Genomic DNA, 20,170 nt, shown 5'->3' on the forward strand with positions numbered 1-20,170 from the left:
GTGCTTCAGGCGGGCAGGGCCGCGACCATCACGCCAATGGCGGCAAGCCAGGCCCCGGCGACCCGGGGGGCGAGGGGCGAGATGCGGCGGGCGGCGAGGTCGATGGCGCCCCAGAGGAAGAGGGTGCCGAAGGCGATCCCAGCTGTGCCGCCCGCAACCGACAGCACGGCAGGAAGACCGCCGCCCGCCCGGTCGACCGACAGGGCAGCCACCGCGCCGAGCAGGGCGGCGAGAAGTCCGGTCACCGCCGGTCCGGGCCGGAGCGCCAGCACGGCGATGGCGGCGGCAAGGACCGTCAGCACCGCGATCTCCGGAAGGCCGGGGTCGGCAACGTCCACTACGGTGCGGGCGACCAGCATCGAAAGGGCACCAAGGGTCAGCGCGGCAAAGGCCACGCGCAGCGACGCGACCGGTTGAATGGCCAGCGCAACCGCAGCCGCCGCCACGAGAAGTCCCTGCGCCGGATCGACCAGCGGATGGAGGAAGGCCTGATAGAATGGCCCGAGGTCACCGAAGGCGTCATGCGCGAGCGCGGCCCCGGGCAAGCTGCAAAGAACAGCCGGGAGGATGAGACGCCGGATCACAGCGTGCCGGTCAGAAAACCGAACCCGGCAAGGGCGATGACACCTCCAGCCGCACGCACAGCGGCCGTGCCACTGGGACTGACCGCAAGTCTGCCAAAGGCGATGCCGGCGAGGTGCAGAAGCCCGGTGCCCAGAACGAAGCCCACTGCATAGGCGATCGGATTGGCGGCGGTCGGCATCTCGGTGCCATGCGCGTGGCCGTGGAAGATCGCGAAGCCGCCGACGATCAGTGCCGCGATCACGACCGGCGGTCGCAGGGCAAGGGCAACGGCCAGCCCGATCACGACCCCCGAGGCGGCGATGCCGGTCTCGACCCACGGCAGGTCGATCCCCGCCACCCCCAGCGCGCCGCCGATGGCCATGACCAGCGGGAAGGCGACGGGCAGGACCCAGACCGCAGGCCGGCCAAGGATCGCGCCCCAGAGGCCGACGGCCACCATCGCCGCCACATGGTCAAGCCCGAGGATCGGGTGAAGGAAGCCGGTAAGGAAACCACCGCCCGCCCCGTCCCCGGTATGGGCAAGCGCCGGCCCGGCCACCAAAGCGACCAGCGGCAAGAGAAGGACGAAGTAAAGGCGGCGCGGCAATTGGCTCTCCGGGTTCAGGGCAGGGCCGTCGGGGCGGCTGCAGCTGCGGCGATATACTGGCTGACGACGAATTCGTCGGCAGGATCGGTGATAATCCCCCGGTCGCGCAAGCGGGCAAGCGGTTCGGCCAGCGACCAGTCCTCGCGTTGCAGAAGTGCACGGGAGAGGTAGCCCAGCACCTCGGGCCGCACCTCGGCAAGGCGGATGAGCGCGTCAAGGGCGGCCTCGCCCACCGTGTCGCGCCGCGTGGCGTGGTCGGCCAACGCGACGGCAAGAAGGAGGACGGTGTCCGGCGAGGTCGTGCCATCCGCCGGAAAGAGGCGTTCCAGCGCCCTGATGCCGTCTTGCCCGTCCATCTCGATCAGGGCGGTCGCCCAGGCGGCAAGGTGTATGTCATGTCCCGCACGGGCCAGACGTTCCACGGCGGTGCGGACAAGGCGGGCGTCGTAGGGGTTGTCGCTGGTGCCGAGCAAAAGGATCATCACCGGTGCCCATTCCGACCAGAGCGGGTCGGCGGCCCGGCGCAGAACCTGCTGCCGGTCGGGATGCACCCCAACCTGGCGCAAGACAGGATAGGGCAGGGCGGCAAGCTCGATCAGGGCCATTTCCTGCACGGCCGTGTCGGAATGCGCGGCAAGGGGGCCGAAGAAGGCCATGCGTGCCTCCTCGGTCGTAAGATCGGCGGTAAGGGCCGCAGCCAGCACTTCGCCCAGGGCTCCGGTTCCCTGGTCGTGAAGGCTCCAGCCCTTGCCCGGACTGAAGATGCCCACGGTGACGGCGGCAGGGTCTGCGTCAAAGACCGCCGCCGCCGGCCGGCTCACAAGGAAGGGCACCGGCGGAAGATCCGGGCTACCCTTCAGGACGGCGACCGGCGCAAAGCGGAACGGGTCTTCAGGCATGGGACGCAGAAGGGCCACTGCCTCGCCCGCATGGGCACGGTCGGCGAGGCTGTCCTCCGGCACCGCGATGCAGACAAGGCAGGCGGAGGCGAGCCCCGGCCAGAGGGCGAGGCAGGTCGCGGCCAGCGCAGGCCGCCAGTGAACGCCCGATCTCATTTCGCCGGGTTGAACCAGATTGGCGAGGTATAAGCGCGTTCCGTGATCTCCATCACCGTGCCAGGCAGGGGGGTATTGCCGAAGTACCTGGCGTCATAGGCCGTCCAGCGCGGAGTCGGGATCTCGATCACCCGGCCATAGTAAAAGGCGGGCTCGGTCGGGTCGAAATCGGGGTCGGTCCAGACGGCGATCAGTTCCGGCGCGCCGATCGTGTTGGCCCAGGTTGCGTTGGCGACATCGACGGTCGAGCCGACCGGGGGCAGCTTGCCGTCGGCACCGGCGACGCGGCCATCCGACCAGGCCACGTCGTAGACCTGTTCATGCGTCTTGCCGTCCGCGTCCATCCAGCCCTTGACGATCTGGTAGCGGTCGAGGTTCGCCCCGATCGGATCGCGGAGTGCGGCGACAAGGAATGAGGGTGCACGGCCCTCGGCATCGGGCGCAAGGTCGCCGCCCATCGGCACGCCCTTGGCATAGCCGATCATCGCCGGGTTGCGCGAATTGGCATCCTCGGCGGCAAAGTCGTAGCCCCCGAAGAAGCGCACGGTCATCCGGCTGCCGGTGGTGGCATAGGTCTCGCGCCGCTCCATCGCGTCGAAGATCGCGGCGCGGGTGTTGTCGGTGGCCCAGACGGCGGCATAGCCCGAGGACGAGACCTGCCATTCCATCAGCTTCAGCCCGGTGTCCTTGTCGGCGATGAAGGTGTTGGTCAGGCGTTCGGGGTTCGGCTCCATCGGGGTGACCTTGCCCCAGAAGTTGTCCTCCTCGACGGCCGAGAGGCCGGTATGCGCGTCGGTCGAGCCGATCATGCCGAACTTGTAGGGGTTGGTGCCGAACTTGCGTTCCAGCTCCAGCCCGAGCTTCAGGCCGGAGCGCGCGTATTCATGCGGCAGCATTTCGGGCGTCTTGGCCTCGGAGAGGTTGAGGTTGCCGAGGTCCCAGATCTCGAAATTCGCCAGCTCGTCGTTCGGCGAGAGGAGAGGGTGCGCCTCGCCGGTGCCCTTGGTCTGTGTGACCTCGTAAAGCGGCTCCCATTTCGCACGCGCCTCGACATAGGCGCTGTCCACGGCCTTGTCGGTGAGGGGCTGGTTCACGGTCGGAAACATCAGCCCGTTCGACAGGTTGCCGTTATGGGCGATGGCCAGGACGTCGCCGCCGGTCTTTTCCTCATAGGCTGCCATCCAGGCGTAGAGGTCGGGCTCATGCGGGCTGCCAAGAGGCGGCGAGACGGTGAAGGGCATCATCTGGCGCGCATAGCTGCCGCCGTCACGGTAGATCACGTTGCGGTGGATGTTGTAGGCGGCCTGCGAGGTCCATTCATAGCCGATGAAGGCGGTGAAGCGCCCGGGGTCGTTGAAAGCCTCGGCCGCGTCGATGGTCTCGTTCCAGACGTCGCTGAAGGCCTTGGAATCGGGCGAGATCGAAAGGGCGGCCGGGAAGGTGTTGGTCGACATGGCCTGGATGATCTCCAGCGTCGCGGCCATGCCCTTGCCGGCGGCCATCATGTCGTACCAGCGCTTGCCGGTGGGGTCTGCGAGGAAGGCCGGATCGCCGGACGACAGTTTGGGGAAGAAGCCCATGTTGTCGGAATGGTCGGCCACGACGAGGAAGTCGAGCGGGCGCGTCAGCTGGACCGGCTGGCCCGAGGAGGCGGTTATCCGTTCGCCCTTCGCAAGACGGTAGGCGTCGGACGGTGTCAGGCGCGCTCCGGCGGTGCCGGCGTCAAGCGACACGGCGGTGTGGAGGTGGGTGTCGCCGAAGAGGGGCCGGGTCGGGAAGTTCCGGCTGAGCGCGGGGGAATAGGGGGGCTTGGTGGCGACCACGCGACCCAGTTCGGCCTCGGAGACGCCGCCGACATCGCCGACTGCCGTGCCGCCTTCAGCCTCCTGTGCTGCGGTCAGGCCGGGTGCTAGCCCGACAAGGATGCTGATGGCCGCAACTGTCGTCCGAAGCCTGCTGGAAATGCGCATGGGACTGTCCTTCGCTGGGTGAGGCCTGCACCCGGTTGCGGCAGTTCCTGACGCCGAAACCGGGTAGGCCTGTGCGAAGCCGAGCCTATCACGAGGCCGTTATCGTTCAAGCGGTTTCGCTGGCGTACCCACGCCACCACCTGCCGGGAAAGTGGACGCGCCGCCGCGTCAGGCGGCGCGCGCGAGGTCCTCTGCCGCCTCCCAGACCAGCCCCGGGCGGTAGCGCGCGGCGATCCGGCCGTTCTTGAGCGCGAAGAGGTGGAGCCAGCCGTTGTCGAACAGGTCCCGCACCCCGGCGTGGCGGGCAAGGATTTCCGTCATCGCGGCCTCTGGCGCTTCGACGAGGACCGAGAGGCGGAGCGGTTCGTGCGCCGGCCTTTCCCCGTCGTGGACGGTCTGCCATGGCAGGCCGGGGCGCAGGCTGCCGCCGTTGCCCTGGACCACGCCGATGCCGCCCACCACGTTGTGGATCAGCTTGTTGCCGCCGCCGAAGGCCTCCGGCGCGACGGTGGAGCCGTAGTATTGCAGGCTGATCCAGCTGGCGACGACGACCGGCGCGGTCAGGATCAGTTCCAGCGTGCCGAAGCCTGCGTCTGCCTGCCAGTCGTAGCTGTGGAGGAAGGCGCGGCCCTTGAGGTCGGCTGATGCCGTGACCGCGCGCGGGGCGGCGATGAAGGCGGCGCAGCCCGCAAGGCCCCACTCTGGCCGGACCTCGGCCCAGTCTTGGGCGCGCTTTGCGACGGATGCCGCCGTGGCACCGGGAAGCCGCAGCGCGCGTTCCGCCCGTGCCCCCTTTGCCGCGCGGGCAAGCCAGTCCTTCGCGGTGGCGAGGTCGGACAGGTGATCCGGCGCGGGGGTGTCTTCATAAAGCGTGATCGTGTCGGTCGTGGTGTCGTGGAGACCGGCCACGAAATGCGTTTCCGCCGCAAGGTCAACGCCATGTGACGCAAGGCCCGCCCGCGTCTCGGAGTCGTTCAGGAGGCTGGCGAGAAGCCGCGCCGAGACCTCGCCGGTCTGGCCGCCGCAGGCGCCGCAGTGATAGGCGCTTTCGTGGGGGTTGTTGGTCACCTGCCCGCCATGACCCAGCAGCAGCACCAGCCGCGCATGGCCGGTGGTCATGCTCATCGCCTTCAGGACCGCCGCCCCCGTAGCAGCCTTCGCGTCGGGCGAAAGCGCCACCTCGAACTGCGGCGCGGGGCTGGCCTTGGGCGCGGGCGAAAGGCCAAGCGCATCCCTCACCAGCTTCGCCCCGTAGACCGGCCCTGCCGCCTCGACGAAGGCGAAGGAGGACACGGCGGCCTGGCGGAACCGGCCCCAGGCGCGCGCGCCGCGGGCGGCGATGCGTGTCGCCTCTTCCCGCGTGGGGCCCGCATGGCTGGTCGAGGTGAGGCCCGGCTTCAGGAGCACCGGCAGATGCGCCGCGACCTCGTCGGTGCCATGCGCGCGGTGCGCGAGCGGCAGTCCGAAGAACCCGGCAAAGCCTATGGTCGCGATGCCGGGATCAAGCGCTTCAAGCGCGCGGCGGAAGACCTCGGACCGCACGTCGATGCAGAAGGCGGCCTGAAGGGCGGGACGGCCCGCCTGCGCCTTCGGTCCGGTCAGGGCGGACGCCAGCCGCCGCTGATGCGCGCGTTCGGCCGCTTCCTGCAGGATCGCGTCAATCACCTGGTCGGGGGTCGGTGCAACCGGGGCGGCATGGGCGGCAACCGCTTGCCCCCAATGCTCGGCCACCTGCGGTACATGCGCCAGAAGCGCCTCTTCCCAGACCAGCCGGATCGCGAGAAGATCGGTGATCGTGGTGTCGCTGCCGCCGTTCAACTCGGCTTCCCACAAGAGCCAGCGCCCATGCTGCGCCCAGCCGCCAAGGTCCATCAACAGCCGGTGGAAGGCGGTTGACGCTGCCGCCTCGGTGATCCCCAGCCGTTCCGCCGCGCGCAGGATCGCGCGCTCGGCCGTGTCCGGGGCGGCCGCGACATGGGCGCAGAAGCCCGTGAGACCGGCGATTTCCGGGGTCAGGTCGTGCGAGGCCCATTCCCGCCAGGCGGCAAAGGCACCCTGTCCCGGCGCGGGTGTCCAGAGCGCCTGACCCAGGTCGAACCGGCCTGCGGCCCAAAGGCCGAAGGCACGCGCGACCACCGCGGGCCAATCCGTGCCCGTGGCGTTGGCGGCAAGGTCGGCCACCGTCGGCAAGGCGGCAGGGGAAGGGGACTTGACGTCGAGCTTGGCCTTGAGAAGCGCAAGGTCGGCAGGCTTCAGCGGCGAGCGGCAGGCCAGAAGGGCGGCGGCGAGGTCATCGTCTGTGATCCGGCCTGCTGCAACCTCTGCCGCAAAGTCGGAGCGTGGCCGGAGGATCGCCACCCCGGCAACGCGCGACAGCCGGGCGGCGGCGGTCGCAAGATCCTCGCCCGTCTGGCCGAGGAACGGGTTTACGGCGACCGTGGCAGAAAGCGGGAACGCTGGGGGAATGGCGCGCGCCGCGCTTTCTGCCGCCTTCAGAAGGCCCGAAATCCGGGCGGGGGCGATGTCGATCGGCTTGAGGAACATGGCTGTCTCCGCGATGTCGGGGGGTCAGAGGGGCTTTTGGGTCTTCAGGCCGCCGATCAGGCGATCAAGAAGCGCGTTGAGGTAAAGGCCGTTTGCCAGGTGCACGCGCAGGCCCGCGGCGGCCGGGTGATGCGACCAGAGCGGGAAAAGCGCCTGTGCGACCGCCACCAGTCCGAAGGACAGAAGCGCCAGCACGATCAGCGCCCATTCCAGCGCCCCGGCAACGGGAGCCGCAGGCAGCATGCCGCCCCAAAGGCCGCCCGCGATCTGGTGGAAGGCAAAATAGGCAATCGCCGCCCCGGCCGAGGCCGCCGCCGTCCGCTTCGTCAGCGCGGCGGGGGCGGCGTCGGCGAGCCCTTGCGCGACAAGGTAGGCCACACCGAAAACGAGGATCATGCCCAGGGCCAGCGCCTGCGGCGACTTTTCGCCCGCAACCGCGGTGAAGCCCGCCGCGATGCCGGCGTAAAGGAGGATCGCGATCAGGAAGGCGCGGGTGACGGCAGCAAGGCCCGGCACCGCCACCGGCCCCGGCCGCCGCACCGCCGCAACCGCCTGCACCGCGCCACCCGAAGACAGGAAGGCATGCGCCTTGTAAAGCGAGTGCGCCACGATATGCAGCATCGCCAGCGCCCAGAGGCCAAGGCCGCACTGCAGAAGCATGAAGCCCATCTGCGCGACGGTCGACCAGGCGAGCGCGGTCTTGACCGCCGACTGGGTCAGCATGACCACCGCCCCGAAAAGGGCGGTCAGTCCGCCGATCATCACCAGCGCGGCCATCGCGCCGGGGCTGGCCTGCACCAGATCGGCCATGCGGATCAGCAGGAAGCCCCCGGCATTGACGATGCCCGCATGCAGAAGCGCCGAAACCGGGGTCGGGGCCTCCATCACCTCGGTCAGCCAGCCATGCAGCGGGAAGGCCGCCGTCTTCAGGGCAGCGGCCAGTACCAGGAGTGCGACCGCCCCCTGCGCGACGAGGGGAAGGCCCGCCTCTGCCGCTGTGGCGATGGCCGCCAGATCAGCGGTGCCGAAGCCGGACCAGAGGAGAAGTGCTGCAAGCACCACCGCCACATCACCCGCGCCCCAGACCAGCGTGAACTTTGCCGCCGCCCGGCGCGCTTCGGCCCGCCCGGGGTAAAAGAGCAGAAGCTGCCGCAGGCCAAGCCCGGTCGCGACGAAAGCTGCGGCGAGCACAAGCAGGCTACCGGCCTGGACCAGCACCAGAACTGCGGCCAGCGTTGCCAGCATCAAGGCGTGGAACCGCCCCTCCCGCGCCTCGCCGTCAAGGTAGCGGCGCGAATAGCGCACCACGATCCAGCCGACGAAGGCGACCAGGAGGCCCATGGTCGCGCTTACCGGATCGAGCCGCAGCGTCAAAATCCAGGGACCGGATCCCAGCGATAGGGCCGCGGGCCCGGACAGGATCAGCCATGCCACTCCCGCCGCTGCCAAGGCAAGTGCGGCAATGGCCGCGCCCTCTGCCAGGTGCGGGATGGCGCCGGGCCGTAGTCCGGGCCGGCGGGCGGCAAGAAGCGAGACGGCCAGAAGCGGAAGCGGTGCAAGCGACAAGGGGTCCATCGTTCGGTCTCCGTTTGGGCACAGGGCGGTCCCGAGGCAGATAACGGCTGGCCATCAACCAGAAAAATACATATTTTCTGACGTATCATTTGAAAGAATAGAACGATGGCCCAGATCAACCTGCATCATCTCCGCCTCTTTCAGGCTGTCGCCACGGATGACTCGCTGACCGCAGCGGCCCGAGGGCTGAACCTTTCTCAATCGGCGCTGTCCACCCAGATCCGCACGCTGGAACAGACACTTGGCCATGATCTCTTCGAACGGCGGGGCCGTGCGCTCGTGCTGACCGAGGCCGGGCGGATTGCGTTGGACCATGCCGAGGCGATCTTCCGCACGGCCGATGATCTGGGTTCCACCTTGCGCGAGACGGGACGCAGCCGGCAGGTCCTGCGGGTCGGCGCGCTCGCCACGCTGTCGCGGAACTTCCAGCTCCAGTTCCTGCGCCCGCTGATCGGACGGGCGGATGTCGAGGTCGTGCTGCGCTCGGGCAGTCAGGCCGAGCTTTTGCGCGGGCTGGGGGCCACGTCGCTTGACGTGGTGCTCACGAACCTCGCGCCACCGCGCGATGCCGCAAGCCCCTGGCTGGTGCACCGGCTGTCGGAACAGCCGGTCAGCCTGATCGGCACGCCTGCCCGCATTGGTCCCGGCCCCTTGCGGCTGGCCGATCTTCTGGCGCGGGAGCCGGTGGTCCTGCCTACCCGGGAAACCGCGCTGCGCGAGGGATTCGATGCGCTGGTCAGCCGTCTTGGCGTCACCCCCGCCATCGCCGCCGAGGTCGACGACATGGCCATGCTGCGGCTTCTGGCGCGCGAGGATGCCGGGTTGGCCGTCATTCCGCCGATCGTGGTGCAGGACGAACTTGCCTCGGGTCTTCTGATCGAGGCCGTGAAGCTTGAAGGCATCGTCGAGACTTTCCTGGCCGTCACCCGCGACCGCCGCTTCCCCAACCCCCTCCTTGCCTCGATCCTTGATGCGGGACGCTAGCGTGCCAAGGGCATGAACCGCTTGCGGGCGGAGCCGTTAATGTCTTTCGCCGCGACATTCTGGCTGGAATCTAGGCTTGCCGAGCCATGCAGGTTGATGCATGCTTCGGGTGTTTAAGATTGCTCAGGTTTTTTTCATCACCCCTTGATTTCAGGAGAGAGCATTTTGCTGTTTCCAAGACTTACAGTTTCCGATGATCGCGCCACAATCAGTGAGGACCGCGATCTCATTTCCGGCAGTGTTCTGAGAGATGACCGGGGTCAGCAGCCCCTGTCCGTGACGGCCATTGACGGGCTGACCCAGAACGTGAACGGGCTTGTGTCAGGGGCCTATGGCATCCTGCGCATGAATGCCGACGGGACTTTCCGGTATGATCTTGATAATCGCCTGGAAGCCGTTCAGGGCCTTCGCGCGGGACAGACCCTGACCGAAAGATTTGCCTACACGGTCACGGATGCGGCGGGCGGCATGGCCTCGGCCACTCTTGCCATCACGATCGTCGGACGCAATGACCGGCCGCTTCTGGTTTCGGACTCCGCGGTGGCAACCGGTGGCGGGGGCCCGGTTACGGGCATGCTTCTGGCCAACGACAGCGACCCCGAGAACGACCAGTTGAGCGTGACGTCGATCCGGCGGGGCCGGGATGTGTTCGCGCCGGGCGACGCGGTGGCTGGGCGTTTCGGCGAGCTCACTGTCGCGGCAGACGGCAGCTTCCGGTACGAACTGGACGAAACCGCTCCGGGTTACGTGCGACTGGCCGCAGGTGCGTCGCGCACCGACACCTTCCGGGTGACGGTCAGCGACGGGAACGGCGGCTTTGCGACCCAGATTCTGACGATCACGGTGGTCGGCCGGAACGATGCCCCCGTGGCTAACGATGATGCCCGTGCAATGACCGAGGACCGCGACACGGTTTCGGGCATGGTGCTGCGCAACGACAGGGATGTGGACCGAGACCCGCTGCGGGTTTCGGAGCTGAACGGGGACAGCGGCCTGGTCGGGGCGGCGGTGCGGGGTGCATACGGCACTCTGACGCTGCAGTCAGACGGGCGCTATGTCTATGACCTCGACAACGCCCTTGCGGAGGTTCAAGGGCTTAACACGGGCGAAACCCTGACCGAAACCTTCGTCTACACGGTGGCCGATCCTTCGGGTGGGACCGATACCGCAACCTTGACCATAACCATTACCGGTCGAAACGACCGGCCGGTCACCGTTGCCGATACCTTCACGGTTGCCGCGGGACGGTCCGCTGTGCTGGACGTTCTGGCAAACGACCGGGATCCCGAGGGCGAAGCCCTGACGGTCGCGTCCCTTCGCGGGCCACGGAACGGGACTGTCTCGATCGATGGCGACGGCAACGTCGTCTACACGCCGCGGGCAGGGTTCATCGGCACGGACACCTTTTCCTACGCCACGTTCGACGGTGTTGCCTTTGGTCCCCGCGCGACCGTCACGGTCAACGTGGCTCCGCTGCCGCCTCCAGCCATCGGGTTTCAGTCGGCCGATGCCGGAAGCGTTCCCGAGGGCGACCCGGCCCCGGGCGCTTCCGGCAGTCTGACCTTCACCCTGACCCGCAGCGGCGACACGGGCCAGGTCTCGGTCGTGCGTTTCACCGTCGCGGGTGACGTTGCGGCCGATGACATCGTGATCGGCAACGCCATCCGGGTCGGCGACGGCCCGGTCGGCACGCTGGGGCTGTACGAAGCGCAGTTCAACGCGGGTGTCGCGGCCCTGCCGATCCTTGTCACCGCGGTCGGGGACAGGGCGGTCGAGCTGGATGAAACTCTGCGGCTTGAGCTGACGCAGGTCGTGTCGAACGGGACGCTGGGCGGCATCACCGTGTCGCAAGGCCGGTTCCTGAACGACGACGCCCCCCCGGCAGCAGACCTGAGCCTGACGCTGGAGCGGGCGGACGGCGGCAATCCGGTCGCGCCGGGTGGTGTCGCGATCTTCCGGCTGACCGTGACGAATGACGGGCCGGATGCGGGCGACGGCACCGCGCGCTTCGTGCTTCCCTCTGGCGCGACGGTTCAGTCGGTGGCCTCCGAAGGTGGTGCGCCGCCCCCGACGGTGACGGTGGACCGGACCACCGGTGCCGCCACCTGGGACTTTCCCGCGCTGGCGTCCGGCGCTTCGGCCAGCCTGCTCGTGACGGTCGCCCTGGATGCAGGCCTGACCTCGGGCGCGCGCAGCTTTGCGGCCGAGATCGTCACCGCGACCCTCCCCGATCCCGACAGCACGCCCGGCAACACCAACACGGCCGAAGATGACTATGCCGCGAATGCCGTCACCGTCGTCGCCCCGCCCCGGGCCGACCTGTCGCTGTCGCTTCTGTTCGACACCCCGGCAGACTCGGTCGCTTTCGGGACCGACGTCGATCTTCTGGTGCGCGTCACGAACAGCGGGCCGGATGCGGCCAGCGGCACGGTCTTCCTGACCGCGCCCGCCGGGGTGACCTTCAGCCCGGCCAGCGGCTTCGATCCGGCGACCGGCCTTCTGACCTTCGGCGAGATCGCGCCGGGCGACTTCATCGAGATTCCGATCAATGCGGTCCTTGCCGCTGCCGGCACGCTGGGCATCACCGGCGAGATCACCTCTGCCAGCCTGACCGACCCCGACAGCACCCCCGGCAACGGGACGCTGAACGGCGAGGATGACCAGAGCACCGCCGCGATCACGGTCACCGCCGCACCAAGCCTGCCGACCATCCTGTTCGGCGCGGCCGTGCCGTTGCGGGCGCTAGATCCGGCCAATCTGACCGTGAACACCACCACCACCGACACGCAGCAAACCGGTGCCGTGGCGGCCCTGGCCGGGGGTGGCCACGTCATCACCTGGGAGTCGCAGGGCCAGGATGGCTCGTCCTGGGGTATCTATGCACAGCGCTTCGATGCGACGGGCGCACCCGACGGGACCGAGTTCCTGGTCAATTCCTTCACGGCGGGAGAGCAGCGCAATCCTGCCATCGCGGCCCTCAGGAATGGCGAATTCGTCATCACCTGGTCCTCGGTGGGCCAGGATGGCAGCGGCGCCGGGATCTATGCCCAACGGTATTCCGCTGGGGGCACGCCGATCGGGGCCGAGTTCGTTGTCAACACAACGACGGCCGGTCCCCAGGTGGCCCCGCAGATCGCCGCGCTGGCGGATGGCGGCTTTGCGATCACCTATGAAGGCAGAAGCACTTCCGGCGCCAGCTTCGGGGGAACCTTCCTTCAGCGCTTTGACGCGGATGGTGACCGGATGGGTGGGGAAACGGTTCCGATTCCGGTCCGGGGCTACAATGCCGGCAGTTTGTTTCCGAATTTTCAGCTTGGCCACGAATACTCTTCCCTCGCGGGCCTCCAGGACGGTGGCTATGTCGTCGTGTCCAACGCATTCGTTTTCACCGCCAGCGGGCCGATGCATCGCTTCATCGTCGCCCAGCAATTCGACGCAGTCGGTGATCCTGTTGGCAGCCCACGGACGCTGGCAAGTTACTACCCCACGCTAGACGTCGAAATCGCCGGTGTGACGGCTTTGGCGGACGGCGGGTACGCGGTGGCCTATCAGGTCTCGAGTAACCAGGTCGAGGTCCAGGTGTTCGATGCGGATGGCAATTCCGCAGGCCCGACCATTCAGGTGCCCAACGCGAGCAACTTCGCCACCCCGGCGCTGGCGGCGACACCCACCGGCGGCTTCGTCGTCAGCTGGATGGAGTTTGGCCCCAACGGCCGGGACATCCTGGCCCGCCACTACGACAGCACGGGCACGCCGATCGGCGATGCGGTGCAGATCAGCGCCGATCTTCCCGGCGAACAGCTGCACAGGGCTGGCGCGGGCGGCAACCCGATTGCCGTCGCTGCCGACGGAACCCTGATCGCCACGTTCTTCGGTCAAGGCGAGATCGTTGCGCGGCGGTTCGAAACCGTCGTCCCCATCGGCGGCGACGAAGACACCTCGATCGCCATGCCCATCCGGGTGACGCCGCCGCCCGGCGGCACCCTGACCGAGGTCGTCCTCACCGGCCTTCCCGCGGGCAGCGTCCTGAGCGCCGGCGTGCCGAGTGCCAGTGGCACAACCTGGACCTTCGCCGGTGCCCCGCCAGCCAACCTTACCCTCACCCCACCGGCAGACTTCAACGGCAGCTTCGGTGTAACCGTGACCGCCACGAGTGTGGAAGGCGGCACCACCGTCACCGGCGCGGCCAGCCGCATCATCGTCGTGAACTCGGTCAACGATGCCCCGCGCGACCCGCAGGGCAATGACGCGGCGCTCGGCCTGACCACGGCCGAGGACACCCCACTGACCATCAGTATCGCCGATCTGCTCGCCGACGACACGCAGCCCGCAAACGAAAACCAGACCGTCACCCTGAACAGCGTGTCGAACTGGGGCGGCGGCACGGTCGTCGACAACGGCGACGGCACGCTCACCTTCACGCCGAATGCAGGCTTCAATGGTACGGCCAATTTCTACTACCGCGCGCAGGATGCCTCGGGCACCGTCGGCGACGTCGTCTGGGTGCCGGTCACGGTGACGCCGACTAACACCGCCCCGGTCGCGGTGAACGACACCTTCACCATGCGGGCCGGGCAGGTGCTGACCATCAGCGCGCCGGGGCTTCTGGCCAACGACACCGATGCCGACAACGACCCGATCCAGGCGACGGGATTCTTCGATCCTTCGAACGGCACGGTGAGCGTCGTGACGAACGGCAGCTTCACCTACACGCCCAACGCCGGGTTCGTCGGGACCGATACGTTCACCTACCGCATCTCCGACGGGGTCAGTGACAGCAACTTCGCCACCGTCACCATCGATGTGACGAACACCGCCCCGGTCGCGGTGAACGACACCTTCACCATGCGGGCCGGGCAGGTGCTGACCATCAGCGCGCCGGGGCTTCTGGCCAACGACACCGATGCCGACAACGACCCGATCCAGGCGACGGGATTCTTCGATCCTTCGAACGGCACGGTGAGCGTCGTGACGAACGGCAGCTTCACCTACACGCCCAACGCCGGGTTCGTAGGGACCGACACGTTCACCTACCGCATCTCCGACGGGGTCAGTGACAGCAACTTCGCCACCGTCACCATCGATGTGACGAACACCGCCCCGGTCGCGGTGAACGACACCTTCACCATGCGGGCCGGGCAGGTGCTGACCATCAGCGCGCCGGGGCTTCTGGCCAACGACACCGATGCCGACAACGACCCGATCCAGGCGACGGGATTCTTCGATCCTTCGAACGGCACGGTGAGNGTCGTGACGAACGGCAGCTTCACCTACACGCCCAACGCCGGGTTCGTAGGGACCGACACGTTCACCTACCGCATCTCCGACGGGGTCAGTGACAGCAACTTCGCCACCGTCACCATCGATGTGACGGCGCCCCCTGCCGGCCCACAGTTCGCGATCACCGCGCAGTCGGCGACGTCTGTGCTCGAGGGCACGGAGCCCGGCGCGGGCGGGTCGGTGACCTTCACGATCATGCGGACCGGCGCGCTGGATGCGGCGGACGTGATCTATTCCGTCAGCGGGACGGGCACGAACCCCGTCAGCCTCGACGACATGCTGCCCGGCCTTGGCAGTGGCAGCGTCAGCTTTGCCGAAGGCGAGACGGTCAGGACCTTCACCATCCTTGCAAGACCCGACTCGCTCTTCGAGGCCGATGAGAGTGTGCGCGTCGCCCTGACCTCGGCAAGCGTCGGCACGGTCGACACGACCGCGCGCGAGGTCACGATCCTGAATGACGACTTGCAGGCCGACCTGTCGCTGGCGGTGGTCCGCACGGACGGCACGGGCGCGATTGTCGAGGGCGGCACAGGGACCTTCCTAGTCACCGTCACGAACTCCGGTCCCGATGCCTCGGGCGGCACGGTCCGCTTCGGCCAGCCGTTTTCCGGGTTCACCGTCGAGGGCGTGACCCTGCCCGGCGGGGGCACCGTGGTCCATGAGCCCGCGACGCAACTCTGGACCTTCCCGTCGGTCGCCCCAGGGCAGTCGGTCGCGGCCGAAGTCACGCTGCGGTTCACCACCGCTGGGGCACTCAACTTCGTCGCCGAGATCGCAACCGCAGACGTCTTCGACCCCGACAGCACGCCGGGGAACTTCCTTACCATCCCCTTGGCCGAGGATGATACGGCAGGCGTGAACGTCACGGTCCGCGAACGGCAGACCGACCTCAGTCTGACCGTCGGCCGTCAGGGGCCGAACGATCCGATCAAGGTGGGTGAGACCTCGTTCTTCACCGTCACCGTCACCAACTCCGGCCCGGACGCCGGTGGTGGCACCGTGCAGATCAGACTGCCCGGCGGTTCCACAATCAGCGGCGTCGGGTTCTTCGGCACGGATGACCTGCCGGATTTCGACTTCGCGACGGGCACCTGGACGCTTCCGGTGATCCCGGCCGGCGGTTCGATCACGCTGTCATTCTCTCCGGTCTTCGACGAAGCGAGCATCGGCACCGCGAACGTCCTGGCCGAAATCATGACGGCAACCGAAACAGACCCCGACAGCACGCCGGGGAACTTCAACATCGAACCCACGCCGGAAGACGACGCGGCAAGCGTCGGCGTAACGGTGATAGCGCCCACGGCCGACCTGTCGCTGGCGGTGGTCCGCACGGACGGCACGGGCGCGATTGTCGAGGGCGGCACGGGGACCTTCCTTGTCACCGTCACGAATTCCGGTCCCGATGCCACGGGCGGCACGGTCCGCTTCGGCCAGCCGTTTTCCGGGTTCACCGTCGAGGGCGTGACCCTGCCCGGCGGGGGCAGCGCGGTCTATGATCCGGCGACGCAACTCTGGACCTTCCCGTCGGTCGCCCCAGGTCAGTCGGTCGCGGCCGAAGTCACGCTGCGGTTCACCACCGCTGGCGCACTCAACTTCGTCGCCGAGATCGCAACGGCCGATGTCGCCGACCCCGACAGCACCCCGGGGAACTTCTTCACCGGGCCCACGTCAGAGGACGACGCGGCCGGCGTAGAGGTCAGCGTGCGGTTCCCGGCGGCCGACTTTTCGGTCGCGGCCACCGTTTCGAACGCGGAGGTGTCGGCGGGCGGGACCAGCAGCGCCACCTTCACCGTCACGAACAGCGGTCCGGACGCCGGGGCGGGCACCTTCAAGCTCTTCACGATCTCCGGCCAGACCCCCACTGCCCCCGTCGTCGTCAGCACCGGAAGCTTCGACGCGGCGACCGGGATCTGGGACTTCGGCAACCTCGGCGTCGGTACCTCCGTCACGCTGACCGCGACCTACAGCTTCTCCGATGCCTATCTCGGCACGAACGCGATCATCGGCGAAATCCACACGGCAACCCGCTTCGACCCGGACAGCACGCCGGGGAACTTCCTTACCGCATCCGAGCTGGAAGACGATACCGCAATAGCCAACGTGACGGTGACGCCTCCCCCGCCTTCGGTCTTCACCATGGCCACGTTCACGGGGATCAATGCGTTCGTGCGCGAGGGTGTCTCGGCCACCTTCCCGGTCGGGGTCACGGTCACCCGGACAGGCGATCTGTCCGATTCGGCCACCGTCACCTACCGCGTCGAAGGCGGCCTGACCGGCATCAGCGCCAGCGCCGCCGACCTGCAGGCAGGCTTCGGCGACTTCACGATGGTCTTTAACGCGGGCCAGACACAGGCCGTCGGGCTGGTCTTCCTGACCGATGATCTGCTGCGCGAAACGGATGAGACCTTCCGCGTCAGCCTCGTCAGCAGCACGGTCGGCACGGTCGGCCCCGAGGTGAACGAGTTCACGATCGAGGATGACGACAGCGTCGGTCCGCCGCCCCCGGGACCGGGGAGCCTCTTCTTCTCGGGTGCTTCACCCGGAAGCGGGCGTGAGCTTTGGGCCTTCGACCCGGCGCAGGGCACGCCGCCTTCGGGCATACCGATCGCGCGCCCCGTGGCCTTGGCCGAGATCAACCCGGGCGCGGCGAATGGCAACCCGGTCGAGATCACCCAGACGGGCAATACGGTCTTCTGGCGCGGCGAAGCCAGCTTCGGGACCTCCTGGTTCAGCTATGCGCCAACCTCCGGCCTTGGCCTGCAGCAACTGGCAGGCCTGGGAGAGGAGGCCTTTGACACAGGGCTTGCCCTTGAAAACCGCACGCTGTCGGCCGTCAGCGATGCAAACGTCTTCCTGTCTGCCGGAAGCGGTTCTGACGTGCTGATGGTCTATGACCATAACGGAGCCTATTCCGGCCAGGTCGGCCTTCAGGGGCAGGACCGCAGCCTGCTGACCGGCATGGGGGATGGCGTGGCCTACGCGGCCTTTGTCGACTCCGCACTGGAGGACGGCAGCTTCGGCTTTGTTGAACAGCTGTTCGTCGTCCTGCCGGACGCGACGGCGGCAGACGGCTGGGTCTCGCTGGCGCCCACGTCCTTCATCCCGGCCTTTGGCGAACCCGATGTCGTGCAGGCGCTGGATATCCGCGAGATCGCCGGCTTCGAAACCACGCAGCGGAACTTTGCAGGTGTAACTCTGACGGAGAAGACTCTGTTCTTCTCGGGCGATTACCTGGACGGCTCCGGGTTCCGGCTTGACAACAGCCTTTTCCTTGTCACTGCGTCGAACAACGGCGTTATCTGGAGCTACAACTACGGCGAATTCGTGCCAGGTGGCACCGGCACCGCAGCCCCGCTTGCGCCGCGAGAGCTGACCGTGGCCGAAACCGGACGCGGCGAAACGCTGTTCTTCTTCGGGACCGCGGATGCAGGCGGCGGTGGCAGCGAGGGCCGCATTTTCGCGGTGACAACGCGCGCAGATGGGTCGCTGGAAACAGCGTCCTCGCTGGCCGCCTCGGGATCAGGCATCAGCCAGGGCATCGATATCGTTTCCTATACGGGCGGCGTCGCCTTCTCGGCCATCACCGCCGACGGCAGGGCGATCATCAACACGACCACCGACGCCGACGGCGACGGTGTCTTCTCGACAGCCGGGATCTTCGATGGCCTGGGCGGCACGATCGAGGACCTTGTCACCGATGCGGCGGGCAACATCGCCTTCACCTGGGACACGGGCTTCAACGAGACCCTCTACCTCTGGCGCCCCGATGACGGCTCCGGGACGCCCGAGTTGCGCGACATCATCATCCGGGGTGGCTCGTTCAAGGAGATCGACGAGCTGCGGCTGGAGGGCGGCCAGCTGACCTACCGCATGGACAGCACCGCAGGCGACTTCCCCACGCTCTTCGTCTACGACATCGCCGCTGGCGCGGGCAACGAGATCGGCACCGACGCCTTCACCGGCGGCACGGCGAACGGTGCCGTGGGCGGCGCGTCCCTGGTCGCGACGGAATTCGGGGTGGCCTTCCAGGCCGATCTCGGCTTTGCGGGCGTGCGTCTTGTCACGGCGCAGGGCGGCACGCTCCCCGCTCAGTCCTTCAACCTGACGGTGAACCTGACCGCAGAGCTCTTCCTCGGCCCTGGCATCGCGTTTGACGGCGCCTGGATCGGCACGGGCTTCGATAATGCAACCGGCGTGAACGGACTGCTCCGCGCCGATACTGCCGGGTTCCGGGCGCTTTACACAGACAGCACCAACTTCAGCGCGACGGTGGCGGGCCTGGGGCGTGAGGTCCTCTTCGGCGAGACGACGGATGCCACCAACGACATCCTGATCCACAACCTTGACGCCAGGACGACCACAACGCTGCTGGCCGACCATCTGATCGGCTCGGCCACGACGATCGGCAGCCAGATCATCTTCAGCGCGCTTGATCGGAGCGACCCGTTCAACAGCGATGTGGATCCGTCCAACGACATCTGGTCGCTCTACCGCTATCAGGGCGGGGTCGTCACCTTCCTTGCCGACCTGCCGAACGGCTACTCCGGCCAGTTTCAGGATGATCCCATCGTGCCCTTCAGCACGACAGGGGAAAGCTTCTTCGGCGAGGGCGACCGGATCTTCTGGAAGCAGTTGAACAACGCGGCAGACGCCGGGGCCGGGGCCGGGGTCGAGGTGCACAGCATCAACCTTGCCGCCGCCGACATCCAGGGCAGCCTGACCCTCTACGACATCGCCCCCGGGGCGACCTCGGGCGGCGACTTCAACAGTGCTGCTTTCTTTGGCGGGCGGTTCTACTTCGCCGCCTCGACCGACGGCTCCTTTGGGGGGGCGCGGCTTTACGCCACCGACGGCATCTCGGCGCCGGTCGCGGTGGCCGGTCCTGACCTGCCCGAAAGCTTTGCCTTCCCCTTCGAATTGACCACCGTCGGGGATGAGTTCTTCTTCACCGCCCGCGACGCGACGGACGGTCGGCAGCGCGTCTTCCAGCTTGACGACAGCGGCCTGACCGCGACGAAGCTGGACCTGCCCGGTGTGGGCGCCGGTCCCCTTGACGGCGTGGTGATCGGACTGGCGGACCTGAGCGACCGGGTGGGGGTGATCGCCTTTGAAAACGGGATCGATCAGGTGTTCGTCTTCACCCCCGGCGCCCAGCCGGGCGACCAGACCGGCGTGACGCAACTGACCAGCTTCACGGACTCGGCGAGCATCTCCTCGCTCATCCGCGGCGGGGATGACGAGTTCTACTTCACCCGCACCACGCAGGCCGAAGGACGCGAGCTCTGGGTCATCGACGGCACCGTCCCGGAAGGTGCGCGGCTGCTGAAGGATATCAACCTGACGCCGGTTCCGGCCAGTTATGACCCGCAGCATGTCGAAAGCCAGTGGTCCTGAGGTCTTCGCCGTGACCCTTTGCGCTACAGTCGCGTCAAATCGCGCAATGGCATCTTGACGGCAAGGCTCTGCAGGTGCGCATTGTCGACGACGCGCTGGGGGTCCGTCAGGCCCTGCCTGGCCGCCCTCTCGGACGGTGGGGCGGACATCCGACGTTAACGACCTCGGGCTAGACTGACGGGACGGACAGGGAGAAG

Annotated in this window: 8 protein-coding genes; 2 read left to right on the forward strand and 6 right to left on the reverse strand. The window is 67.7% G+C overall.

Going from position 1 to position 20,170, the window contains the following annotated elements:
- Nucleotides 1–5 precede the first annotated feature (5 nt).
- The 6 genes from AC2D9V_RS15905 to AC2D9V_RS15930 form a co-directional block, all read right to left on the reverse strand.
- Complete coding sequence (locus AC2D9V_RS15905) at nucleotides 6–584, reverse strand: hypothetical protein (RefSeq protein ID WP_484715083.1); 579 nt, start codon at nucleotides 582–584, stop codon at nucleotides 6–8.
- Complete coding sequence (locus AC2D9V_RS15910) at nucleotides 581–1,171, reverse strand: HupE/UreJ family protein (protein ID WP_484715084.1); 591 nt, start codon at nucleotides 1,169–1,171, stop codon at nucleotides 581–583. Before AC2D9V_RS15910 ends, AC2D9V_RS15905 begins: the two co-directional genes overlap by 4 nt.
- Nucleotides 1,172–1,185: 14 nt before the next feature.
- Nucleotides 1,186–2,226, reverse strand: a complete 1,041-nt coding sequence (locus tag AC2D9V_RS15915; protein WP_484715085.1) for a hypothetical protein — start codon at nucleotides 2,224–2,226, stop codon at nucleotides 1,186–1,188.
- Nucleotides 2,223–4,196 (reverse strand): DUF3604 domain-containing protein, encoded by a 1,974-nt coding sequence (locus tag AC2D9V_RS15920; protein WP_484715086.1) that lies wholly within the window; start codon nucleotides 4,194–4,196, stop codon nucleotides 2,223–2,225. Before AC2D9V_RS15920 ends, AC2D9V_RS15915 begins: the two co-directional genes overlap by 4 nt.
- A 168-nt stretch (nucleotides 4,197–4,364) precedes the next feature.
- Nucleotides 4,365–6,740, reverse strand: a complete 2,376-nt coding sequence (locus AC2D9V_RS15925) for a YbcC family protein (RefSeq protein WP_484715087.1) — start codon at nucleotides 6,738–6,740, stop codon at nucleotides 4,365–4,367.
- Between the two features lie 24 nt (nucleotides 6,741–6,764).
- Nucleotides 6,765–8,315 carry a proton-conducting transporter transmembrane domain-containing protein gene (locus AC2D9V_RS15930; RefSeq protein WP_484715088.1) on the reverse strand — a complete coding sequence of 517 codons (1,551 nt, stop codon included), beginning with the start codon at nucleotides 8,313–8,315 and terminating at the stop codon, nucleotides 6,765–6,767.
- Nucleotides 8,316–8,420: 105 nt separating this feature from the next.
- Between AC2D9V_RS15930 and AC2D9V_RS15935 the strand changes: the two genes are divergently transcribed.
- Nucleotides 8,421–9,299, forward strand: a complete 879-nt coding sequence (locus AC2D9V_RS15935; RefSeq protein WP_484715089.1) for a LysR family transcriptional regulator — start codon at nucleotides 8,421–8,423, stop codon at nucleotides 9,297–9,299.
- 165 nt (nucleotides 9,300–9,464) lie between these two features.
- A complete protein-coding gene (locus AC2D9V_RS15940) occupies nucleotides 9,465–19,973 on the forward strand; it encodes an Ig-like domain-containing protein (protein ID WP_484715090.1) in 10,509 nt (3,502 codons plus the stop codon).
- Nucleotides 19,974–20,170: the final 197 nt, after the last annotated feature.

Source organism: Tabrizicola sp. T46, from assembly GCF_057219895.1.

Bases quoted from the DNA above. Each gene is read 5' to 3' on its own strand.
- AC2D9V_RS15920 (WP_484715086.1), bottom strand. From the start codon at position 4,196: ATGCGCATTTCCAGCAGGCTTCGGACGACAGTTGCGGCCATCAGCATC.
- AC2D9V_RS15930 (WP_484715088.1), bottom strand. From the start codon at position 8,315: ATGGACCCCTTGTCGCTTGCACCGCTTCCGCTTCTGGCCGTCTCGCTT.
- AC2D9V_RS15915 (WP_484715085.1), bottom strand. From the start codon at position 2,226: ATGAGATCGGGCGTTCACTGGCGGCCTGCGCTGGCCGCGACCTGCCTC.
- AC2D9V_RS15935 (WP_484715089.1), top strand. From the start codon at position 8,421: ATGGCCCAGATCAACCTGCATCATCTCCGCCTCTTTCAGGCTGTCGCC.
- AC2D9V_RS15925 (WP_484715087.1), bottom strand. From the start codon at position 6,740: ATGTTCCTCAAGCCGATCGACATCGCCCCCGCCCGGATTTCGGGCCTT.